This is a genomic window from Kitasatospora sp. NEAU-69, from assembly GCF_057158765.1.
The window spans coordinates 1-18,815 of record NZ_JBWXUE010000027.1; the positions used below are offsets into that span (position 1 = coordinate 1).

An 18,815-nucleotide genomic window follows, 5' to 3' on the forward strand; every position below is an offset into this window, starting at 1 on the left:
CCCCCCCCCCCCCACCACTACGGCTACTTCTTCAGGCGGGACGAGGCGACGATCGAGACGATGTGCGCCGGCACCAGCACCCAGACGATCGCCGTGACGCCGATCACCACGCCCTTGGTCGCGGTCAGGTTGCCGAGCGCCTGGTCGACGATCGCCGCGACGAGCAGCACCAGCGTGCACTCGATGCCGTTGACCAGCCGGTGCAGGCCCACGGCGGAGGTCAGGCGGCGCACCTTGGCCAGGCCCGAGGAGCGCGGCACGACCGACTGGTCGGTGGCCTTCGCCAGGCCGCTGTCCGCTCGCGCCACGTGCACCAGGTCGGAGGAGGCCTTGAGGATCAGTACGCCGACGGCGGCGGCCATCCCGGCGACCACGTACCACGAGAGCCCGTGCGAGGACGCCCGAAACCCCATGCCGATCATCACGGCGGCGTCCGCGAGGTACGCGCCGAGCCGGTCGAGGTAGACGCCGAGCGGGCTGAACTGCTGACGCCAGCGTGCGACTTCGCCGTCCACGCAGTCGAGCAGCAGGTACAGCTGCATGAACAGCACGCAGAGCACGGCGCCGGGCAGCCCGGGGAGCAGCAGCGCGACTCCGGAGAGTACGCCGGCGACCACCATGACGCCGGTGATCTGGTTCGGCGACCAGCGGGTGCCGAGCATCAGCCGGGTCACCCGCAGCGAGATGGAGCGCATGTAGAGGCGTCCGGCCCAGTGTTCCGCCCGGCTGTCGAGCTTGCCCGGCGGGTGGATCACTGCACGCAGTTCTTCGAGTTGGACCCTGGTCATGCCGTCTCCGTGTCTTGGTCTTGCTAGAGAGTCTTGCTTGCGAAGCGTCCGCTCGGCCAATCCGGCCCGCCTGCGTGATCACCACGCAAGCGCAGGGCGCGGCGTCAGCGCAAACGAGCCGACCGGCACGGCCCGCGCAGTACGGTCGGGGCGTGCCATTCGCCCGGCGGGTCATCCTCCCACTCGTCGCTGTGCTGCTCGTCGGCGGCTGTACCAGTGCGCACCGGGCTCCCGCTCATCCGGTCTCCGCCGCCCCGGCCGCCACCTCGGAGGCCGCCCTCCCCGGCGCGCCGGACTGGGCGATCGGCGCCCCCGGGCCGGTGGACGAGATCCAGGGCTACGCCGATCGCACCGGTGTGGCGCCCGGCACGCCGGTGCACCTGATGGTCTCCACCACGGCCGGCAGCTTCCAGGTCCGCGCCTACCGCTTCGGCGCGTACGCCGGCGGCCTGCCCGCCCGCCTCGTCTGGAGCTCGCCGCCGACGCCCGGCCACACGCAGCCCGCGCCGACCACCGACGCCCGGGGCATGACGGTCGCACCGTGGCAGCAGAGCGTGACCGTCCACACCGACGGGTGGCCGCCGGGGTCGTACCTGCTCCGGCTGGACGCCGCGTCGGGCGGCAAACGCTGGGTGCCGCTGACCGTCGAGTCGCCGTCGGTGGCCGGGCGGGTGGTGCTTGTCCAGCCGGTCACCTCCTACCAGGCGTACAACACCTGGGGCGGGCGGAACCTGTACTTCGGGCCGGACGGCGCGTTCGCGACCCGCGCGCGGGCGGTGAGCTTCGACCGCCCCTACCAGGACGAGGCCGGCGCCGGTGACTTCTTCGACCTGGAGCAGCCTCTGGTCGAGTTCGCCGAGCGCCAGGGCCTGCCGCTCGCCTACCGCACGAGCGTGGACCTGGACCTCGACCCGCACGCGCTGGACGGCGCGGCGGCGGTGCTGAGCGAGGGGCACGACGAGTACTGGTCCCCGGCGATGCGGGCCACCGTCACGCACGCCCGGGACGCCGGCAGCGACCTCGCGTTCCTCGGCGCGAACGCGGTCTACCGCAAGATCCGGTTCGAGCCGGCCGCCGACGGGCCGGACCGGGTCGAGGTCAACTACAAGGTGCCGCAGGAGGATCCGCTCTATGGCAAGGAGGACAGCCGGGTCACCGGCGACTGGCCGAGCCCGCCGGACGCCGACCCGCAGAGCTCGCTGACCGGCCAGTCCTACGCCTGCGACACGCACACCAACGCCCCGCTGGTCGTGGACGCACCGGGCGGCGCGTTCTGGTCGGGCACCGGCGTCACGGCCGGGCAGCAGCTGACCGGACTGGTCGGCCCGGAGTCCGACCACCTCGACACCGTCTCCGGCCGCGCCCCGCAGGTCACCGTGCTCGGCCACGCCGCCGTCGCCTGCGCCTTCGGCCCGCCGACCACGGCGAACGCGACCTCCTACACGGCGGCGAGCGGCGCCACGGTCTTCGACGCCGGCACCGAGAACTGGATCTGCGCCCTGCGGACCGACGACTGCCCGGGGGTGCCGGCCGACGTGCGGCAGATCGTCCGCTCGGCGACCGGCCGGCTGCTGAAGACCTTCGCGCAGCACCGCCAGGCCGGGTAGAGCGCGGCGACTGGTTTTCGGCCACTTCCGTTCACCTGGTGACGCCTATTCGTATCAAAACCTCATCAGGAACTGGCCGGAAAGAACTAGTTCGCATTAAAACTCCTGTCGTGTCGTGCGTGGATGAACTACCGTCCGGGAGTCGCCGCCGAACCGGCGGCCGCGGGGGAGAGAACTGCTGGGGGGCCGTCTGTCGACGGCGTGTTGACCCGGTGGCTGTTGTCCGCCATCGCGGCGCCGACGGCGGTGCGGCTCAGCCATGCGCGCTTCCGGTGAGTATCCGGTCGCCATATCGGGCGGCTTGTCCGGTATGTCATCGAACAATCCTCACGGGGGTTGTGGCGGATGAGTCTGAGTCATATGTGCAGACGACCCCGAAAGGCTCTCGCTTCGTGAAGAACGTCCTCAAGAAGATCGGCGCTGTCGCAACCGCGACGGGTGCGGCGGTCTCCATGCTGCTGGCGGGTGCTCCGTCCGCGTCCGCGACCGGGACCGGCCCCCAGATCCCGCTGACGGCGAGCACGCCGAACTACAGCTGCGGTGCCACCTGGTACGCGTACCAGACGTACCTGAAGTTCCAGTGTGACGGGAACCTGGTCCTGTACCGGACCAGCGACAACCACGCCCTGTGGGCGACCGGCACCTACTACGGCGACATCCCGAACGTGCTCAACTTCTCGCGCCAGGGCTACATCTCGCTCTGGTCCGGCAACACCGACATCTGCTACCTCGGTACGAGCAACCCGGCTCCCGGCGGTGTGGTCGCGGTGCAGGACGACGGCAACCTGGTCATCTACAACACCGGGGGACAGGCCGTCTGGTCCACCGGCACGTACAACCTCCAGCAGGGCAGCGTGCACGCCTGCCAGGGCGGCTGAGCTTCACCAGGTACCACGGCAGCAGATCCTGATTCCTCGGGTCTGCTGCCGCAGTGCGTCCGGGGCGCTCCCGACTCCTCCACACACCTTCTGAAGGACAGTCAACTGTCATGTCTTTAAATAGAATTCGACACAAAACGAGCTGGTACGCGCTGGGCGTGCCAGGCGTCGTCGTCGGCCTCTCGGTCTCCCTTGCCATCGGCCTCACCAACCCCGCCGCCGCGGCCCCGCACCCGACCGCCGCCCCCGCCGCGACCCCGCGGGGTCCCGCCGCCAAGCCGGTCACCACGCCGCTCGGCCCGGCCGAGGACGTGCTGCTCAACGGCTGGGGCGACGCGAGCGGCTACCACCTCGCGGTGGCCAGGGGCGGTACCGGCTACAGCTGGCACGAGGTGGCGCTGCTGCGCCCGGCCGGCATCGAGGACGAGTCCTGGACCGGCTACCAGTGCACCTCGGGCGACGGCAAGTTCGCCGCCGTCACGGTGCTGCCGTCCTCGGCCGTCAACGTGCAGGAGGCCCGCGACCACGGCGCCATCGCGTACTCGGTCGACCTGCACAGCGGTGCGGTCAAGCCGGTCGCCTCGGGCGTCGCGCTGAAGTACCACTCGCCCGGCTGCGGCACCGGCGACCTCGCCGCGTTCACCTCCAACCCGGGGGCGGAGCAGCAGAGCACGCAGATCCTGACGGTCGATCTGGCCGCCGGGAAGGTCGAGCACACGACGACCGTCGGCGCCCAGGTCACCTCGGTGGTGCCGACGAACGACGGCCCGGTCGGCGTGGTCGGCGCGAACCTGGTGAAGATCCCGGAGACCGGCTCGGACGCCGGCAAGCCGCAGCGACTCGCCCAGGTCTCCGGCACGGCCTTCGACCTGCGGCCGATGGCCGACGGCTCGATCGGCCTGGTCACCACCACGACGCAGGACCAGAGCGCGACCGTGCTGAAGGAGCACGGCGGCAAGCTGACCACGGTCGGCACCGGGCCGCGCACCTCCGTGCAGCTGCTTCCGGGCCGCGCGGGCAAGCCGGTCGTCGTCGGCACCGACAAGCTGGACGGCAAGTCCGGCATGGTCGGCGTCAGTGCCAAGGCGCTGCCGCTCGGTGCCGAGGCCGTCTCGCTGGACGGCGGCGCCGTCATGGGCGCGGCCCCGCAGCCGGCCGCCGCGACGCCGCAGGGCGACGAGGCCGCCGCCGCGCCGGACAGCGCCGCGACCCCGCTGGTGGTCGCGACCGCCGGCAGCAAGGTGCTCCAGCAGCCGAAGGCGAGCGAGACGCCCTCGCCGAACACCGTGCTGCCGGACACCACGGTCGGCGCCGATCCCTCGGCCGACCCGTCCACCGCGCCGCGCCCCCCGAACGCGGCCGCCCCGAACGCGGCGGCCCCTGATGCGGCCGCCCCTGACGCGGCAGCGGCGCCCAGCGCAGGCAACCGCCTCGCCGCACTCGCCGCCGCGGGCGCCGCGAACACCACCACCCCCAAGTGCGCGGTACCGCGTCTGGACGAGAACCGCCAGGTCATGCAGACCTCGCCGCAGCAGGTGGAGTGGGCGGTGCAGATGGCCGAGCAGGGCCTGCTGACCGGCCCGCAGTACACCCGCCCGGCGAACTTCGCGAACCTGGGCCTGGTCGCCTACGCGCCCAACAGCGACTTCCCGCGGATCCCGCTGAAGCACCCGGCCGGGGACAGCTGGGACTCGGTGCCGCGCTCGGTCTACGAGGCGGTCGTCTCCCAGGAGAGCAACTTCAGCCAGGCGTCCTGGCACGCGCTGCCGGGCATCCCGGGCGGACCGCTGATCGGCGACTACTACGGCGCCGGCGGCACGGTCACCCAGCTGGACTACTCCAAGGCCGACTGCGGCTACGGCCTGGGCCAGGTCACCGCGGGCATGTCCGTCGGCGACGGCATCTTCTCGGCGCACGGCCAGTGGAAGATCGCGGTCGACTACCAGGAGAACGTGGCCGCCGGCCTGCAGAACCTGGAGAACACCTGGAACTCGCTCTACAACATGGGCATCCTGGTGAACGGCGGCGACCCGCGCTACCTGGAGAACTGGTACCTGGCCACCTGGGCCTACAACTCCGGCATCCAGCCCGACGCGAACCACGGCAACACCACCAAGTGCACCCCGAGCCCGACCTGCACCGGGCCGGACGGCACCTGGGGCCTGGGCTGGGGCAACAACCCGGTCAACCCGGACTACCCGCCGAACCGCGCACCGTTCCTGCGCACCAGCTACGACGACGCCAAGCACCCGGGCAGCTGGCCGTACGAGGAGCGGATCATGGGCTGGATGGCCAGCCCGATCCTGCGCTTCAACGGCACCGCCTTCACCCCGTCCTTCGCGAAGCCGACCTACCACGGCGGTCAGAACTGGCTCCAGGTCCCGCCGGTCGCCACCTTCTGCAGTGCCGACAGCAAGTGCGACCCGAACTACATCAACCAGTCGAACCCGAACATCAGTTACTGCACGCTGGCGGACCGCGAGTGCTTCTGGCACACCCCCACCAGCTGGGCGGGGGACTGCACCAGTACCTGTACGACCAGTGACTACACCTGGTCGTCCGGCTCCACCGAGCCCACCCAGGCCGATCCGCACCCGCCGACCTGCAACGTGGACCCGGCGAAGGTGCCCACCACGTCCAACGGCGCGCCGGTCATCGTCGCCGAGTCGCAGAGCTACCCACCGCTGAACCTGGTCGGCTGCAGCAGCCCGAACTGGACCCAGGGCGGCACCTTCAACCTCAGCTACGGGACGAACGCCGCGGGCGCGCCGCTCGGCGCGATCGACACCCACCAGCTGGGCGTCGGCTTCGGCGGCCACATCCTGTTCAACCACACGGTGGACGGCTCCGACCCGAGCCAGGTCAACACCGGTACCTGGACGCCGAACCTGCCGAAGCTCCAGTACTACAAGATCAAGCTGCACCTGCCGGCCACGGCCGCGACCGCCACCAACGTGGTCTACACGATCAACCCCGGTGGGGGCGTCTCCCCGTGGAAGATCCGGGTGAACCAGAACTGGGGATCCGAACAGTGGGTCACCATCGGCACGTTCGCGATGCAGAACGGCGGCAACGTCCAGCTCACCAACAAGAGCGAGACCGCAGCCCCCAGCGGAGTCGACTACAGCAACTACGACGTGGCCTACGACGCCGTCGCGTTCGTCCCGATGGGCGGCACGCCCGGCCAGCCGATCGGCGGCCCGCCGACCGTGCAGGACGCGCCGAAGGGCAGCAACCCGTCCTGGGTCCAGTGCGGTTGTGTCGCGCGCACCGCCGGCGACCCGGTCAGCACCAGTACCGGGTACTTCGGTGACGACTTCACCGACCTGACCACGCCCGGCCGCGGCATGCCGCTGAACTTCGGCCGCAGCTACGCCTCCGCGCTCGCCGACCCGAGCGGCCCGAACGGCTCGCTCGCCGTCAACGGCCCGTTCGGCTGGGGCTGGACGTACTCCTACAACCTCAGCGCCACCACCGATCCGGGCACCGGGAACGTGACCGTCCACCAGGAGGACGGCTCCCAGGTCACCTTCGTCAACACGAACGGCACCTACGCGCCCTCGGCGCCGCGCTACAACGCGACGCTGGTGAAGAACGGGGCGACCTACACCCTCACGCGCAAGTCGAAGGAGATCTACACCTTCGACACCGCCACCGGACACTTGACGGCCGAGACGGACCTCGCGGGCACCAAGGCGAACCCGCCGTACGCCACCACGCTGGCCTACGACGGCAACGGCAACCTGTCCACCATCACCGACCCGGCCGGCCGCGCCTACACGCTCACCTGGTCCGGCGGCCACATCACCGCACTCGCCGACACCGCCGGCCGCCAGGTCACCTACGGCTACGACGCGAACGGCAACCTGACCGACGTCTACGGCGTGGGCACCACCCGCACCCCCACACTGCAGGACAACGACCACGCGCAGTACGGCTACACGGCCGCGCACCTGCTCAACTCGATGACCAAGCCGACCGCCTTCGGCAGCACCGCCACCCCGGCGCCGGTCGTCTCGATGACGTACGACTCCGCCGAGCGCGTGCTGACCCAGACCGACCAGCTGGGCCGGACCACGCAGTTCACGTACGGTCCGGACACCACCAACAACCTGGTCACCGGCCAGACCCTGGTCACCGACCCGGCCGGCCACAAGACCCTCGACACGTACCAGAACGGCCTGCTGGCCACCGAGACCAAGGGCTACGGCACTTCGGACGCCGGGACCTGGAGCTACTCCTACGACCCGGTCAGTCTGGGCATCTCCGGGATCACCGATCCCAAGGGCGGCACCCAGACGTTCACCTACGACGATCACGGCAACCAGATCTCGTCCAGCGACCAGCGCGGCTTCACCACCGTCAAGTCGTACGACGGGAACGACAACCTGATCCTGCTGGTCGACCCCGATGGTTTGCAGACCTCTTATCGCTACGACGAGGCCGGCCACATTGCGACCGCGAGTGGCACGAACTCGGCGGCAGACGGCCACAACCAGCTGACCAGCGTGTCGAAGCAGGCATCCGATGGCCTCACCCCGGCCCGCAGTGCAGCCCTCTACTACGACAACGCCACCTACCCGGCCGACCTGACCCGTACGGTCGATCCCAACGGCAACACCCGCAGCGCGAGTTACGACGCCTACGGTGACCAGGTCTCCGTCACCGACGGCCAGGGCAACCAGACCCGGGCAGGCTACGACACCGCAACCGGCCGGCTGACCTCCACCGTCACGGCCAACGGCGTGGCAGCGGGCACGACCCCCGGCTGCACTCCGCCCGCGAAGGGCTGCACCACGATTCAGTACGACTCCTGGGGCAATGCCGTTCGCACCACGGACGCGCTCGGCCACACCGTCGGCGCGGGTTACGACGCGGACGGGAACCAGATCTCGGCGACCGATGGTGACGGCCGCACCACCACGTACTCCTACGACTTCGCCGGCCAGCTGACAGCCGCCACGATGAACGACGGCTCGGTCACCCGCACCGACTACAACGCCGACGGCACGATCGCCGACGCCGTGGACGCGGCAGGCCAGAAGTCGACCTTCGGGTACGACAACCGCGCTCGTCGGACAAGCCAGACCGACCCGGCGAACCGCACCACCTCGTTCGGCTATGACGCCAACGGCAACGCGGCGACCACGACCGATCCCGCCGGCCAGGTCACCACGTTCCAGTACGACCCGGCGAACCAGCTGACCTCGGTGGCCTACTCGGACACCACGACACCCGCCGTCCGGTCGATTTCCTACACAGCCGGCGGCCGGCGGGCCGCGGTCGTCGACGGCACCGGCACCTCCAGCTGGAAGTACGACGCCTTCGGCGAGGTGGTCTCGAAGACCACCGGCGCCGGTCAGACGGTCGGCTACGGCTACGACGCCAACGGCAACCAGGTCACGACCACGTACCCCGGCGGCCCCTCCCAGCAGGTCACCGAGACCTTCGACAAGAGCAACCACCCAGCCAAATTGACCGACTGGAACGGTCAGAGCACCACATTCGGGTTTGACGGCGACAACAACCTACTCACCACCGCCTTCCCGAACGGCGACACGGTCACCAACACCTTCGACGACACCGACCGGCCCAGTGCCGGCCAGGTCACGAACAACGGTGGTGCGCTCGCGTCGCTCGTCTACAGCCGCGACAACGCCGGCAGCCTGACCGGACTGACGCCGACCGGGCTGCCCGGCGCGGCCCAGAGCCTCGGCTACACGGCGCTGGGCCAACTGGCCAGCTCGACGACCGGCTCCAGCACCTCGTCGTACGCCTACGACGCTGCGCGCAACCCCACCACCACCGCCGGATCAAGCCAGGCGTTCGACGCCGCCCACCAGCTCTGCTGGACGCTGCCCGGTGCGACCAGCACTGCCGGCTGCGCGAGCGCTCCAGTCGGCGCGACCACCTACACCTACGACAAGCGCGGCAATCGGACCACCACCGCACCGGCCACCGGAATCGGCAGCACCTACACGTACAACGCGGGCAACCAGCTGACCAGCTTTACCGGTCCGGGAGGCTCGGGCAGCTACAGCTACGACAGCCAGGGTCTGCGCACCTCCAAGACGGCCGGCGGCAGCACGCTCGCCTTCACCTGGGACGACGGGCAGACAGCCGACCTGCTGTCCGACGGCACCACCAGCTACCTGTACGGGCCCGACGGCGCACCGATCGAGCAGATCTCCGCGAGCGGCACACAGTGGTACTTCCACGACAGCCTGGCATCGACCCGGGCGCTGCTGGACAGTACCGGCGCGATCGTCGGCGCCTACGCCTACGACCCGTTCGGCAATGTGACCGCCCACACCGGTACCGGCACCACGCCGCTGCAGTTCGGCAGCGGGTACACGGACGCCGAGAGCGGCCTGATCTACCTGCGGGCCCGCTACTACGATCCGGCGACCGCGCAGTTCCTCACCGTCGACCCGGCCCTGGGCGCCAGCCGATCGGCATATACCTACGCGGACAACGACCCGGTCAACAAAGCCGATCCGTCGGGCCTGCTCTGTGCGCTGGCGATGGGCGACAAGGGCGGCAAGGGCGGATCGCGCAAACCGTACTCGAAGCAGAGTGGGGCCCAGCTCAGCCAGGACGAGCAGGACGCGCTGGATCGTCAGCAGAACGGTGACCCGCCACTGCCCGGCGACAAGAAGCTGGTCAACAGCGCTAAGCAGAAGCTGAAGCAGGGCGACAAGTTCTCCGGCGACCGCAACGCGCGCAAGCGCGGTGGCGGTGGTCAGAGCAACTTCTCCTCCGACATTCAGGATGCCGTGGTGACCACCGCAGTTGTGGTTGCCGCAGTCGCGGTGGTGGTCGTCGCAGTGGCGGCGATCCCGTTCGAGGCAGTCGGAGCGGCAGTCGTCGGCGCAGTCGCCGCAATCGGCCTCGGCCTGTCGGCGGTGTTCGACTGGTAGCCCACACCTGAACCGCGGGGAACCTCCCCCGTGGCTACTGTTTCCGCGGGGTGGACCGGCGCTGCTCAGCAGTGCCGGTCCACCCGGCTCATCCGAACGAGAGGCTGGACGCGTGTCCGAGCAAGAGCAGTCCTGGTACAGCGTGCGCACCTTCTTCCGCTGGACGCCATGGGAGGGCGAGCCCTTCGAGGAACGTATGACCATCTGGCAGGCGGACTCCATGGAGGCCGCGATGGAACTGGCCGAGAACGAGGCAGCGGCGTACGCCGCCGAGAACGACTTCGAAGTGCTGCCGCTGACCCAGTCCTTCCACCTGGCCACGGAGGGAGCGCCCGGGAGTGGCAGCGAGGTCTTCTCACTCATCCACCGCACCGAGCAGGACATGGACGACTTCCTGGACCGCTTCGACGAGCAGGGGGCCGCAAAGCAGGCGGAGACGCCCGAGGAGTGAACGGGCCGGCGTCGGCCTCGCGCTGTCCCGGGATGCGGCCGGGCTCCTTCCCGGTGATCCTGGGGGGAGTCAGGCGATCTCCCAGGAGGACGACCATGTCGATGCTCGACAAGCTCAAGGGCCTGCTCAAGGGACACGAGGACACGGCCCAGCAGGGCGTCGAGAAGGCCGGCGACGCCTTCGACGCGAAGACCGGGAACAAGTACCAGAGCCAGACCGACATGGTCCAGCGGAAGATCGACGAGCAGATGGGCACGGACCAGCAGGAGTCCGAGGACCGCTAGTACTGCACCAGGGGCGGTCTCATCGAGGCCGCCCCTGGCCCGGAAATCACCTCGCCCGTCTTCGCCTCGTCCGGTACGGTCGCCGGGTTGCTGTCACCTCCCGGACGAGAGCAGGTTCCGCTCATGGCATGCCGTATCAGTGAGCTCGTGCTCGACTGCCGTGACCCCGAGCTGCTGGCGCGGTTCTGGTGCGAGGTGCTGGACTTCGTGGTGCTCGATCGCGAGAGCGACGGCGCGGTGGAGATCGGCCCGCGCGAGGGCTTCGGTGGTGCGCAGCCGACGATCATCCTCAGCCCCACGGACGAGCCGGAGCGGGCGAAGCCCCGGCTGCACATCGACGTCAACGCCACCGACCGCGACCAGGCCGCCGAGCTCGAACGCCTACTGGCCCTCGGCGCGCGCCCGGCCGACATCGGCCAGACCGGGGACGAGCCGTGGCACGTCCTGATCGACCCCGAGGGCAACGAGTTCTGCCTGCTCAGGGCTCGCCTCAAGTCGCTCTGATCTGACCTGATCCGACGGGAGGTTCGCGGCCCGCCCCGCCTGGCCTGATCGGGGTCAGGCCGCCTCGGCTGCCGTCTTCCACGCGGAGCGGAGCTGCGCGACGACGTCGCCGGCCTGGCGAAGGCCCGCCTGGTACGCCGGTTCCCAGGCGGCCAGGTCGCCCGGATCCGAGCCGAAGGCGAGTACCGAGGCCGGGTCGGGGCCGATGGTCACCACGGTGTCCGCCCCCACGGTCGCCAGCTGCTGGTTGAGCGGCTCGCGGGGGAACAGGTGCGCCATCGGCTCGATCACGACCAGCGTGCGGGCTCCGGCCGCGAGATCGGCGTTGGTGCCGGCCCGCAGCGCGCCGTCCAGGTACCGCCCGCCGTCGATGGCGACCGGCGGCGCGGCCCCCGGGAAGGCGCTGCTTGCCGCCACCGCGTGCACCAGCGGCACGCCGCTCTCGCGGTCCCACACCACGGGCTCACCGGTGGTCGCCTCGACGGCCGCGATCAGCAGCCGCCGCTGCGGCCACGCGTCCGCACCGATCAGGGCGGCGCGCCCCGCGATCAGTGCCTCCTCGGCCTCGGGCGTGGCGCCGTCGAGCGCGAGCCGGCCGACGCGGCGCCTGGCCTCGCCGGGTTCCAGGCTGCGGTCGCCGAGCACGGCGAACACCGCGCCCATCCGCCCGGGGTCCGCCTTGACCCGGTGAGCCGGCAGACGGGTCGAGGTCGCGAGCCGCCCCGGGTCCTGCCCGGTGGCGAGCAGCGCGCCGACGATCGCGCCGGCCGACGTGCCGACGATCAGGTCGGCCTCGCCCAGATTCACGCCGTCGCGGCGCAGACCGTGGGCCAGCCCGGCCGTCCAGGCCGTGCCGACGTGACTCCCGGGGCCCAGGACGAGTGCTCGGGCGAAGGCGTGCATGGCGGTCATGGCGGTCATGGCGGTCTCCCCTCGTTGTTGAAACAGTCGTACCATATACTCGCTGACGCTGATTCACTTCCGAGTTGCCGACGAGCCATTGAGCGGAGACCGACGACCGTGGGGCGACCCGCAGATCCCGCCCGCCGCGAGCGCACGCTGGCGCGGGCGACCGACTACGTGCTGACGCACGGCCTGGCCGGGCTGAGCCTGCGGCCACTGGCCGTGGCCCTCGACACCAGCCCACGGATGCTGCTCTACGACTTCGGCAGCAAGCAGGAGCTGGTCGCGGCGGTCCTCGCCGAGGCCCGCCGCCGGGGCGCGGTGCGTCTGGCCGAGCACCTTCCGCCGAGGACGGGCTCCGTGCAGGAGCGGCTGCGCGGCATCTGGGCGTGGATGAGCGCGGACGAACGCGCGCCGTTCGTGCGGCTGTTCTTCGAGGTGCACGCCGACGGGCTGGTCCACCCCGAGAACTATCCCGACCAGCGCGAGGCCATCACCGACTGGTTCGACACGCTCGGTGCCACCTTCCGCGACGTCTCCAGCGGCGCCGACGACACGGTCACACCCACGCTGGTCATGGCGGTTGTCCGGGGCCTGCTGTTCGACCTCACCACCACCGGCGACCGGGAGCGCACCGATCGTGCTCTGGACCGCTTCGCCGAACTCCTCGCGCGGTGAAACGCTGCGGTCTTCCCCCTGCCGGCGATCGGCGGGATGCTGCCCTCGGGGGAGGGTGACATGAGCTGGATGGGACCGAGCACCGCCGACGAGGTGACAGTGCCCGACATCGTCGGGCTGGTCGTGACTCACGCCCGCAAGGTCGCGTGGGCGGCGGGCGTGGTCATCGCCGCCGCCGATCCGGACGGACCGCCGGTCGGGGCGCTGACCTGGCCGGGCACCTGGGTGGTCACCGCCCAGGACCCCGCCCCCGGCTCCCGGATGCGCCGCCGGGGCTCCCTGGTGATCGAGTTCAGGAAGCTCTCCGACGCCGAAGCCGGGGACTCGGAGCCGTCGTAAACCGTGCGGCTGCCGGGAGTTGATCTAGTGGGTGCCGAATTCGCCGGCCTGGAGTGCGCCGAGGAAGCTGCTGAAGGCCGGAGCGGTGAAGAGCAGGGCGGGGCCGTGCGGGTTCTTGCTGTCCCGGACGGGGATGACGCCGGGGAGGTTGCTCGCCACCTCGACGCAGTCGCCGCCCTCCTGGTTGCTGTGGCTGGACTTGCGCCAGGCGGGAGTGAACTCGCCGGCCTGGAGCGCCCCGAGGAAGGCGGTGAAGGCCGGGGCGCTGAACACCAGGGCGGGGCCGTGCGGGTTCTTACTGTCCCGGACGGGGACGACGCCGGGGAGGTTGTTCGCCACCTCGACGCAGTTGCCACCCGCCTGGTTGCTGTAGCTGGACTTGAGCCAGGCGGCGGCGGTCAGGTCGGGTCGGGACGCGTGAGCCAAGGTATCTGCCCTCCATGACGTCGCGGATCATGCGCAGCGACATGTCCGGCGGTAGGGCTAGCGCCCGGATCCGATCGTATTCCACGGCAAAGGGATTGACCTCGTCCGGGTCCGTGAAGAGCCGCCCATGGTGCGCACCTTCTGTGTACGCGAGTTCGTCGCCGTTCGGCATGGTCAGCATGGTCAGCGAGCCGCCCATGCACCAGTGCGCGCCCGCGCCGAACGGGAGCACCTGGAGGGTGATGCGTGGATCCTCGGCGGATTCCAGCAGGTGCTCCAGCTGACGTCGCATGACGACCGGTCCGCCGATCGGATGCGCCAGCACGGCCTCGTCCAGGACCGCCCAGAGCTCCGGTCCGTCCTCCGCAGCGAGCCGCTTCTGGCGTCCGAGGCGGGCTGCCAAGCGTTCGTCCAGCTGCTTTTCGCCCTTGAGGCCGGGATCGACTCGCAGGAGAGCCCGGGCGTAGTCCCGCGTTTGCAGCAGGCCAGGGATTACATGCGCCGCGTACTCGCGGATCGCCACCGCGTGCGCCGAGTGCTCCATGAACGCCCGCGCCCAGTCCGGGAAGCGCTCCTTGTCCACGTGCACCCAGAGGTCCACCAGCAGGTCCTCCGCGTGCAGCGCCTCGTCCAGCTGCTTCGCGAGTTCCTTCGTGACCGGGTACCCCGTCGTCCGCTCGACCTGGTTGATCCGCGACTTGTGGACCAGGGCCACGTGCCCCAGCTCCTGCTGCGTCAGCCCGGCGGCCTTCCGCAGGCGGGTGACGCGCGCCGCGAAGAGCGCTGCCATGGACGTCGTGGGGTCAATCTCCTTACCCACAAGATCACTTCTTTCTGTTTCTTGTATACCCAGAAAGGATTATTCCGCTACCCCCTGGTGCAGCGTAGCTCCATAGCGCCACTCTTGAGGCACAGTCAGTAATTTCCGGGAGGGCGGATTCCATGGCCTCGAAGTACCACTCCTACATGCGCCCCCAGCGCACGGCCGCACGGCGTGCGCTGGAGCAGCTCGTCAAGGCCCTCGCGGCCGCCGGTATCACCCTGCCGTCGCTCGGGATCGACGAGCCGTCGCTGCTCACCGGGCTCGTCCTCGTGCAGCTCGGAAACGCCCGCCCGGAGATCGTGCTGCGGATCGCCGAGCTGATCAGCAGAGGCGTGGAGGCTTCCGATGCCTAACGCCAACCCCATTGCCAGCAGCAGCTGTTGGCTGGCTGCTGCGGTTCGCAAGCGCGTCCAGCCGCTGCTCACACTGCTGGACCACCTCGAAGGCCCGCACTCGTACCACCACACCAGGAGCCGGAGTTGCCCGCTCGACTGGCCGAACTGCCCGGTGTGTGAAAGGAACTGACGAACAATCATGGCCAAGCGACCGACCCCGCGCGAGAGCATGATGTCCGTGCGCACGTACCGCGTCACCGCCAGCGGCGAGCGGATCGAACTGTCGAACTGGGACGTCGTGCTCGGGGAGCCGTATCTGCGCCCGATCACCGATGTCTGGCCGGCCTGTGACTGCCTTCGCTGCAAGGGATCGTGTGGTGATCAGTCTGTGTGACTAATTCGGAGACGAATCGACTGGGCGGAAAGCGATAAATCCGCCCAGCGGATTTCCGTGCCCCGCCGCTCGCGAGCTGCTGGTACCGCATCGAGGTACCAGCAGTGTGGAACCGTGGTGCAGTACCACCGGGTACAAAGGGGCAGGTTATGGCGATGACCGCCGATGAAGCGCGCAAGCGACTCTCCCGCCTCATCGAGGAGGTGAACGACAACCAGCAGGCCATCGAGATCATCTCCGACACTGGACGCGCCTACCTGGTCGCGGCGGATGACTACGAGTCCCTGCGGGAGACCGACTACCTGCTGCGCAGCCCGGCCAATGCCACGAGGCTGCAGTCGGCCGTCGCCGACATTCGCGCGCAGCAGGAGGGTCTCATCGCCGTTTCGGCGGAAGATCTCCAGCGGATGGCAGAGGGCGAGGAGTGAGGAAGCGCACCACTACTGATCGACCCACCGGGGCGCCGAGCTCACCCCCGGCGCCCGTGCAGGTCCGGTACCGTGCGCAGCCAACTCGGGCGGCCCGCCTGCGCCTTCGCCGCCCGCTCGGCCTCGGCCGCGCGCAGCTGCTCTTCCGTGGCGAAGCCCTGCGGCAGCCACTCCTGCGAGAGGGCGGCGCGCGCCGCCAGGTGTCGTACGTACGCCTCGCGCTGCTCCTCGCCGCTCGCGAACTCCGGCTCCTCGCCCAGCCATTCCTCCGGGACCAGGCCGACCACCTCGCGCAGCAGCTGGTCGGTCACCTTCGGGGCGAGCTCGGCGTCGGCGGCGGCCAGGTCGGGGGAGTAGTCGCCGAGGGCGTGGGCGCTCAGGTCGTACGCGCGGCCCACGGCGGCGTCCGCGCCGGACCATCGGTGGTGGAAGACGAGCCCGGCGCCGTTGTCGATCAGCCACAGGCGGCGGTGCCAGACCATCAGGTTCGGGTTGCTGCGGCTGCGGTCCACGTTCGCCGTCAGCGCGTCGAGCCAGATGATCCGGCCGGCTTCGAGCGGGTCCACCGTCACCAGGCCGGGCCGGAAGTCGCGGGCACCGGGCAGGTAGTCCATGCCGAGGTTGAGGCCCGCGCTGGCCCGAAGCAGGTCCTGGATCTCCTGGTCCGGCTCGTGCGCGGCCACCGCCGGGTCGAAGTCCACCAGCACCAGCTCGGGCACCGGCAGGCCGAGCCGCCGCCCGAGCTCGCCGACGATCACCTCGGCGACCAGCGCCTTGTGGCCCTGCGCCGCGCCGGTGAACTTGACCACGTACGTGCCGAGGTCGTCGGTCTCGACGATCCCCGGCACCGAGCCGCCCGCCCGCAGCGGGTCGAGATAGCGCAGGGCCTTCACCCGGGTCAGCTCAGTCAGCACACCGAACACCCTAACGGCCTTGTGGGTGATCGGGGGCGGGGCCTGACCGCCTGAGGAGTCGATCGGTGGGCGGTCGGCTCAGGGCGCCGTCGTCCGGCTGCGGCGAACGCCTGGATCGCCGTGACCGTCGTTACCGCCGTTACCGCCGTGACCGCCGGGACCGCCGATCAGGCCGACCGACAGCCAGGTCAGCGCCACCGCGACCAGCGCCAGTCCCCACAGCAGCGAGGCTGCCGGGAGGATCCCGCGCAGGCCGATCGGGACGCAGTCGAGCGCGTAGAGCGCGACGGCGACCCGGGGCAGCGCCGTCCGCAGCAGCGCCAGGCCGAGGAGCAGCGCGCCCAGCAGGAAGACCAGCGAGGAGGCCTTGAGCACGGTGCCGGTGAGCCCGGCGCGCAGCTGGGCCACCTGTGCCGGTGGTATGGCCGGGAAGATCAGGTTGAGTACGAACTCGCCGCCGACCAGCGCGGCCATCCCGACGAAGTTCAGTCCGAAGCCGACCACTCCGAGCAGCCCCGCGCGGTCGCGCCCGCGCAGGTAGACGCCGGTGATCGCGGCCAGGCCGAAGATCTCGGCCAGCGGGGCGAGGGCGTGCGCGAGGTCGGAGTCGGCGACCAGTCCGCCCCGGCGGGCGGCGTTGAGCAGCAGGATCGCCGAGCAGAGCAGCCCGGCGACGCCGGCCAGCCGGTACAGCGCGACAGGTGCGGTGGGTGACGCGGACGGTGCCACCGCGGTGGACGTGTGCGTGCGTGCGAAGGGTGGCATGACAGCTCCCTATAACGAGTGTTATTACAACTGTTATAGCTGCGTCGGGCAGCTCTGGGAAGAGGGGCGACGGCGGTCGGCTAAGGTCGTTGGCAGCCCAGGGGCTGTCGGGAAAGGCCGAAGTCGGGCACGACCGGTCGGATCGGGAGGCAGGGAGCTCGCCCATGGCACGCCAGACAGCGCGGGGCGGCGCGGTGGCATCCGGCTCGACCGCCCAGGACGAGCTCACCGAGCGGCTCGTCGCGGCCGGCCTGCGCGTACTCGCAGGCCGGGGGCCGAGCGAACTGACCATCCGCCGGGTCGCCGAGGAGGCGGGCTCGTCGACGATGGGTCTCTACACCCGCTTCGGCGGGCGGGCCGGCCTGCTGGAGGCCCTCTACCAGCGCACCTTCGCACTCCTCGGCGAGGTCCTCGCGGCCGTCCCGGCAACCGCCGACACGCACCATGACCTCGCCGAAATCGCCTATGCCTACCGGGAATTCGCGCTCGCCGGCGCACAGCGCTACGGCTTCATGTTCAGTCGCGCGCTGCCTGACTTCGAGCCGGCCGGCGGTCTGCGCGCCGAGGCCCTGCAGACGGCGTTCGCGCCGCTGATCGCCGCCGTCCGCCGGGCCGGCGCCGAGGGTGGCGGGGCCACCCGTGCGGCGTACTGCCTCTGGTGTGTGATGCACGGGCTGATCGGTCTGGAACTGACCGACGTCCTGCGCACGCCGCTGACGGAGTGGGGCGTCACCGGGGAGGACGAGGCCGCGGCGGAACGGATGTACCGCGCCGGGGTCCGCGCGATGATCACCGGTCTGGAGCTGCCGGGTGGCGACGCTCAGGGGTGACGAGCCGTGTGGTTGGCTTGCCCCGTCGAATCGTCCCCACACAGCCGTACCCCTCCCGAGGAGCAGCACATGGCCCAGGTCCAAGCCGTCACCGAGCGGACCTACCCCGCCACGCCCGAGCAGGTCTACGAGGCGCTGGCCGACTACACCGTGGTCCGGCCGAAGCTGCTGCCCGCGCAGTACAGCGAGTACGAGGTCCGGGCCGGCGGCATCGGCGCCGGCACCCAGGTGCACTGGAAGCTCCAGGCCACCGAGAAGCGCGTCCGTGACTGCCTCTTCACCGTCAGCGCGCCCGCGCCGGGCACGCTGGTGGAGACCGACGCCAACTCCTCGATGGTGATCACCTGGACGGTCAGTGCGGCCGGTGCCGGGCAGACCCGGGTCGGCATCGAGACCACCTGGAACGGCGCCGGCGGCATCGGCGGCTTCTTCGAGCGCACCTTCGCGCCGAAGGGCCTGAACCGGATCCACGACGAGGTGCTGAGCCGGCTGGCCGACCAGCTCAAGTAGGTCCGACCATAGGACCAACCGACTGACACGCACGTGCG

Annotated in this window: 19 protein-coding genes; 13 read left to right on the top strand and 6 right to left on the bottom strand. The window is 70.4% G+C overall.

The genetic code is table 11. From position 1 onward, the window contains the following. Positions 1 to 23: 23 nt before the first annotated feature. Positions 24 to 788 carry a CDP-alcohol phosphatidyltransferase family protein gene (locus AC060L_RS27380; RefSeq protein WP_483801608.1) on the bottom strand — a complete coding sequence of 255 codons (765 nt, stop codon included), beginning with the start codon at positions 786 to 788 and terminating at the stop codon, positions 24 to 26. Between the two features lie 152 nt (positions 789 to 940). Between AC060L_RS27380 and AC060L_RS27385 the strand changes: the two genes are divergently transcribed. The 6 genes from AC060L_RS27385 to AC060L_RS27410 all read left to right on the top strand — a co-directional run bounded on the left by AC060L_RS27385 (position 941) and on the right by AC060L_RS27410 (position 11,432). After that, positions 941 to 2,395, top strand: coding sequence for a N,N-dimethylformamidase beta subunit family domain-containing protein (locus AC060L_RS27385; protein ID WP_483801609.1), 1,455 nt, complete (start codon positions 941 to 943; stop codon positions 2,393 to 2,395). Between the two features lie 392 nt (positions 2,396 to 2,787). Next, complete coding sequence (locus AC060L_RS27390) at positions 2,788 to 3,273, top strand: hypothetical protein (RefSeq protein WP_483801610.1); 486 nt, start codon at positions 2,788 to 2,790, stop codon at positions 3,271 to 3,273. 158 nt (positions 3,274 to 3,431) lie between these two features. Next, on the top strand, positions 3,432 to 10,193 hold the full coding sequence (locus AC060L_RS27395) for an RHS repeat-associated core domain-containing protein (RefSeq protein ID WP_483801611.1): 6,762 nt from the start codon (positions 3,432 to 3,434) through the stop codon (positions 10,191 to 10,193). Positions 10,194 to 10,305: 112 nt separating this feature from the next. Then, complete coding sequence (locus AC060L_RS27400; protein WP_483801612.1) at positions 10,306 to 10,644, top strand: hypothetical protein; 339 nt, start codon at positions 10,306 to 10,308, stop codon at positions 10,642 to 10,644. A gap of 95 nt (positions 10,645 to 10,739) precedes the next feature. Then, positions 10,740 to 10,928, top strand: a complete 189-nt coding sequence (locus AC060L_RS27405) for an antitoxin (protein ID WP_483801613.1) — start codon at positions 10,740 to 10,742, stop codon at positions 10,926 to 10,928. A gap of 123 nt (positions 10,929 to 11,051) precedes the next feature. Continuing rightward, positions 11,052 to 11,432, top strand: a complete 381-nt coding sequence (locus AC060L_RS27410) for a VOC family protein (RefSeq protein ID WP_483801614.1) — start codon at positions 11,052 to 11,054, stop codon at positions 11,430 to 11,432. 54 nt (positions 11,433 to 11,486) lie between these two features. Here AC060L_RS27410 and AC060L_RS27415 read toward each other — a convergent pair whose 3' ends face one another. Next, on the bottom strand, positions 11,487 to 12,353 hold the full coding sequence (locus AC060L_RS27415; protein WP_483801615.1) for a patatin-like phospholipase family protein: 867 nt from the start codon (positions 12,351 to 12,353) through the stop codon (positions 11,487 to 11,489). A gap of 99 nt (positions 12,354 to 12,452) precedes the next feature. On the opposite strand from AC060L_RS27415, the gene AC060L_RS27420 reads away from it, so the two are divergent. Both AC060L_RS27420 and AC060L_RS27425 read left to right on the top strand, forming a co-directional pair. After that, positions 12,453 to 13,013 carry a TetR/AcrR family transcriptional regulator gene (locus AC060L_RS27420; protein ID WP_483801616.1) on the top strand — a complete coding sequence of 187 codons (561 nt, stop codon included), beginning with the start codon at positions 12,453 to 12,455 and terminating at the stop codon, positions 13,011 to 13,013. Positions 13,014 to 13,073: 60 nt separating this feature from the next. Then, positions 13,074 to 13,352: a PASTA domain-containing protein gene (locus AC060L_RS27425; protein ID WP_483801617.1), complete on the top strand. Its 279-nt coding sequence runs from the start codon at positions 13,074 to 13,076 to the stop codon at positions 13,350 to 13,352. A 24-nt stretch (positions 13,353 to 13,376) separates the two neighbouring features. Here AC060L_RS27425 and AC060L_RS27430 read toward each other — a convergent pair whose 3' ends face one another. Together AC060L_RS27430 and AC060L_RS27435 are read right to left on the bottom strand one after the other, a co-directional pair. After that, positions 13,377 to 13,691 (bottom strand): DUF397 domain-containing protein, encoded by a 315-nt coding sequence (locus AC060L_RS27430; RefSeq protein ID WP_483801618.1) that lies wholly within the window; start codon positions 13,689 to 13,691, stop codon positions 13,377 to 13,379. Beyond that, on the bottom strand, positions 13,648 to 14,568 hold the full coding sequence (locus AC060L_RS27435; protein WP_483801619.1) for a helix-turn-helix domain-containing protein: 921 nt from the start codon (positions 14,566 to 14,568) through the stop codon (positions 13,648 to 13,650). Before AC060L_RS27435 ends, AC060L_RS27430 begins: the two co-directional genes overlap by 44 nt. 152 nt (positions 14,569 to 14,720) lie before the next feature. On the opposite strand from AC060L_RS27435, the gene AC060L_RS27440 reads away from it, so the two are divergent. The 3 genes from AC060L_RS27440 (at position 14,721) to AC060L_RS27450 (ending at position 15,758) form a co-directional block, all read left to right on the top strand. Further along, positions 14,721 to 14,954, top strand: a complete 234-nt coding sequence (locus AC060L_RS27440; RefSeq protein WP_483801620.1) for a hypothetical protein — start codon at positions 14,721 to 14,723, stop codon at positions 14,952 to 14,954. Between the two features lie 181 nt (positions 14,955 to 15,135). After that, a complete protein-coding gene (locus AC060L_RS27445; RefSeq protein WP_483801621.1) occupies positions 15,136 to 15,330 on the top strand; it encodes a hypothetical protein in 195 nt (64 codons plus the stop codon). Between the two features lie 149 nt (positions 15,331 to 15,479). Next, complete coding sequence (locus AC060L_RS27450; protein ID WP_483801622.1) at positions 15,480 to 15,758, top strand: type II toxin-antitoxin system Phd/YefM family antitoxin; 279 nt, start codon at positions 15,480 to 15,482, stop codon at positions 15,756 to 15,758. A 41-nt stretch (positions 15,759 to 15,799) separates the two neighbouring features. Here the strand turns inward: AC060L_RS27450 and AC060L_RS27455 are convergent, their stop codons facing one another. Beyond that, positions 15,800 to 16,672 carry a HipA family kinase gene (locus tag AC060L_RS27455; RefSeq protein WP_483801623.1) on the bottom strand — a complete coding sequence of 291 codons (873 nt, stop codon included), beginning with the start codon at positions 16,670 to 16,672 and terminating at the stop codon, positions 15,800 to 15,802. Positions 16,673 to 16,750: 78 nt separating this feature from the next. Beyond that, entirely contained in the window at positions 16,751 to 17,437 is a 687-nt protein-coding gene (locus AC060L_RS27460; RefSeq protein ID WP_483801624.1) for a hypothetical protein, read from the bottom strand. A gap of 164 nt (positions 17,438 to 17,601) precedes the next feature. Here AC060L_RS27460 and AC060L_RS27465 point away from each other — a divergent pair, with 164 nt between their 5' ends. Together AC060L_RS27465 and AC060L_RS27470 are read left to right on the top strand one after the other, a co-directional pair. Then, positions 17,602 to 18,267: a TetR/AcrR family transcriptional regulator gene (locus AC060L_RS27465; protein ID WP_483801625.1), complete on the top strand. Its 666-nt coding sequence runs from the start codon at positions 17,602 to 17,604 to the stop codon at positions 18,265 to 18,267. 69 nt (positions 18,268 to 18,336) lie between these two features. Beyond that, entirely contained in the window at positions 18,337 to 18,777 is a 441-nt protein-coding gene (locus AC060L_RS27470) for an SRPBCC family protein (protein WP_483801626.1), read from the top strand. Positions 18,778 to 18,815: the final 38 nt, after the last annotated feature.

Bases quoted from the DNA above. Each gene is read 5' to 3' on its own strand.
- AC060L_RS27415 (WP_483801615.1), bottom strand. From the start codon at position 12,353: ATGACCGCCATGACCGCCATGCACGCCTTCGCCCGAGCACTCGTCCTG.
- AC060L_RS27425 (WP_483801617.1), top strand. From the start codon at position 13,074: ATGAGCTGGATGGGACCGAGCACCGCCGACGAGGTGACAGTGCCCGAC.
- AC060L_RS27440 (WP_483801620.1), top strand. From the start codon at position 14,721: ATGGCCTCGAAGTACCACTCCTACATGCGCCCCCAGCGCACGGCCGCA.
- AC060L_RS27470 (WP_483801626.1), top strand. From the start codon at position 18,337: ATGGCCCAGGTCCAAGCCGTCACCGAGCGGACCTACCCCGCCACGCCC.
- AC060L_RS27445 (WP_483801621.1), top strand. From the start codon at position 15,136: ATGGCCAAGCGACCGACCCCGCGCGAGAGCATGATGTCCGTGCGCACG.
- AC060L_RS27405 (WP_483801613.1), top strand. From the start codon at position 10,740: ATGTCGATGCTCGACAAGCTCAAGGGCCTGCTCAAGGGACACGAGGAC.
- AC060L_RS27435 (WP_483801619.1), bottom strand. From the start codon at position 14,568: ATGGCAGCGCTCTTCGCGGCGCGCGTCACCCGCCTGCGGAAGGCCGCC.
- AC060L_RS27410 (WP_483801614.1), top strand. From the start codon at position 11,052: ATGGCATGCCGTATCAGTGAGCTCGTGCTCGACTGCCGTGACCCCGAG.
- AC060L_RS27450 (WP_483801622.1), top strand. From the start codon at position 15,480: ATGGCGATGACCGCCGATGAAGCGCGCAAGCGACTCTCCCGCCTCATC.
- AC060L_RS27460 (WP_483801624.1), bottom strand. From the start codon at position 17,437: ATGCCACCCTTCGCACGCACGCACACGTCCACCGCGGTGGCACCGTCC.
- AC060L_RS27380 (WP_483801608.1), bottom strand. From the start codon at position 788: ATGACCAGGGTCCAACTCGAAGAACTGCGTGCAGTGATCCACCCGCCG.
- AC060L_RS27465 (WP_483801625.1), top strand. From the start codon at position 17,602: ATGGCACGCCAGACAGCGCGGGGCGGCGCGGTGGCATCCGGCTCGACC.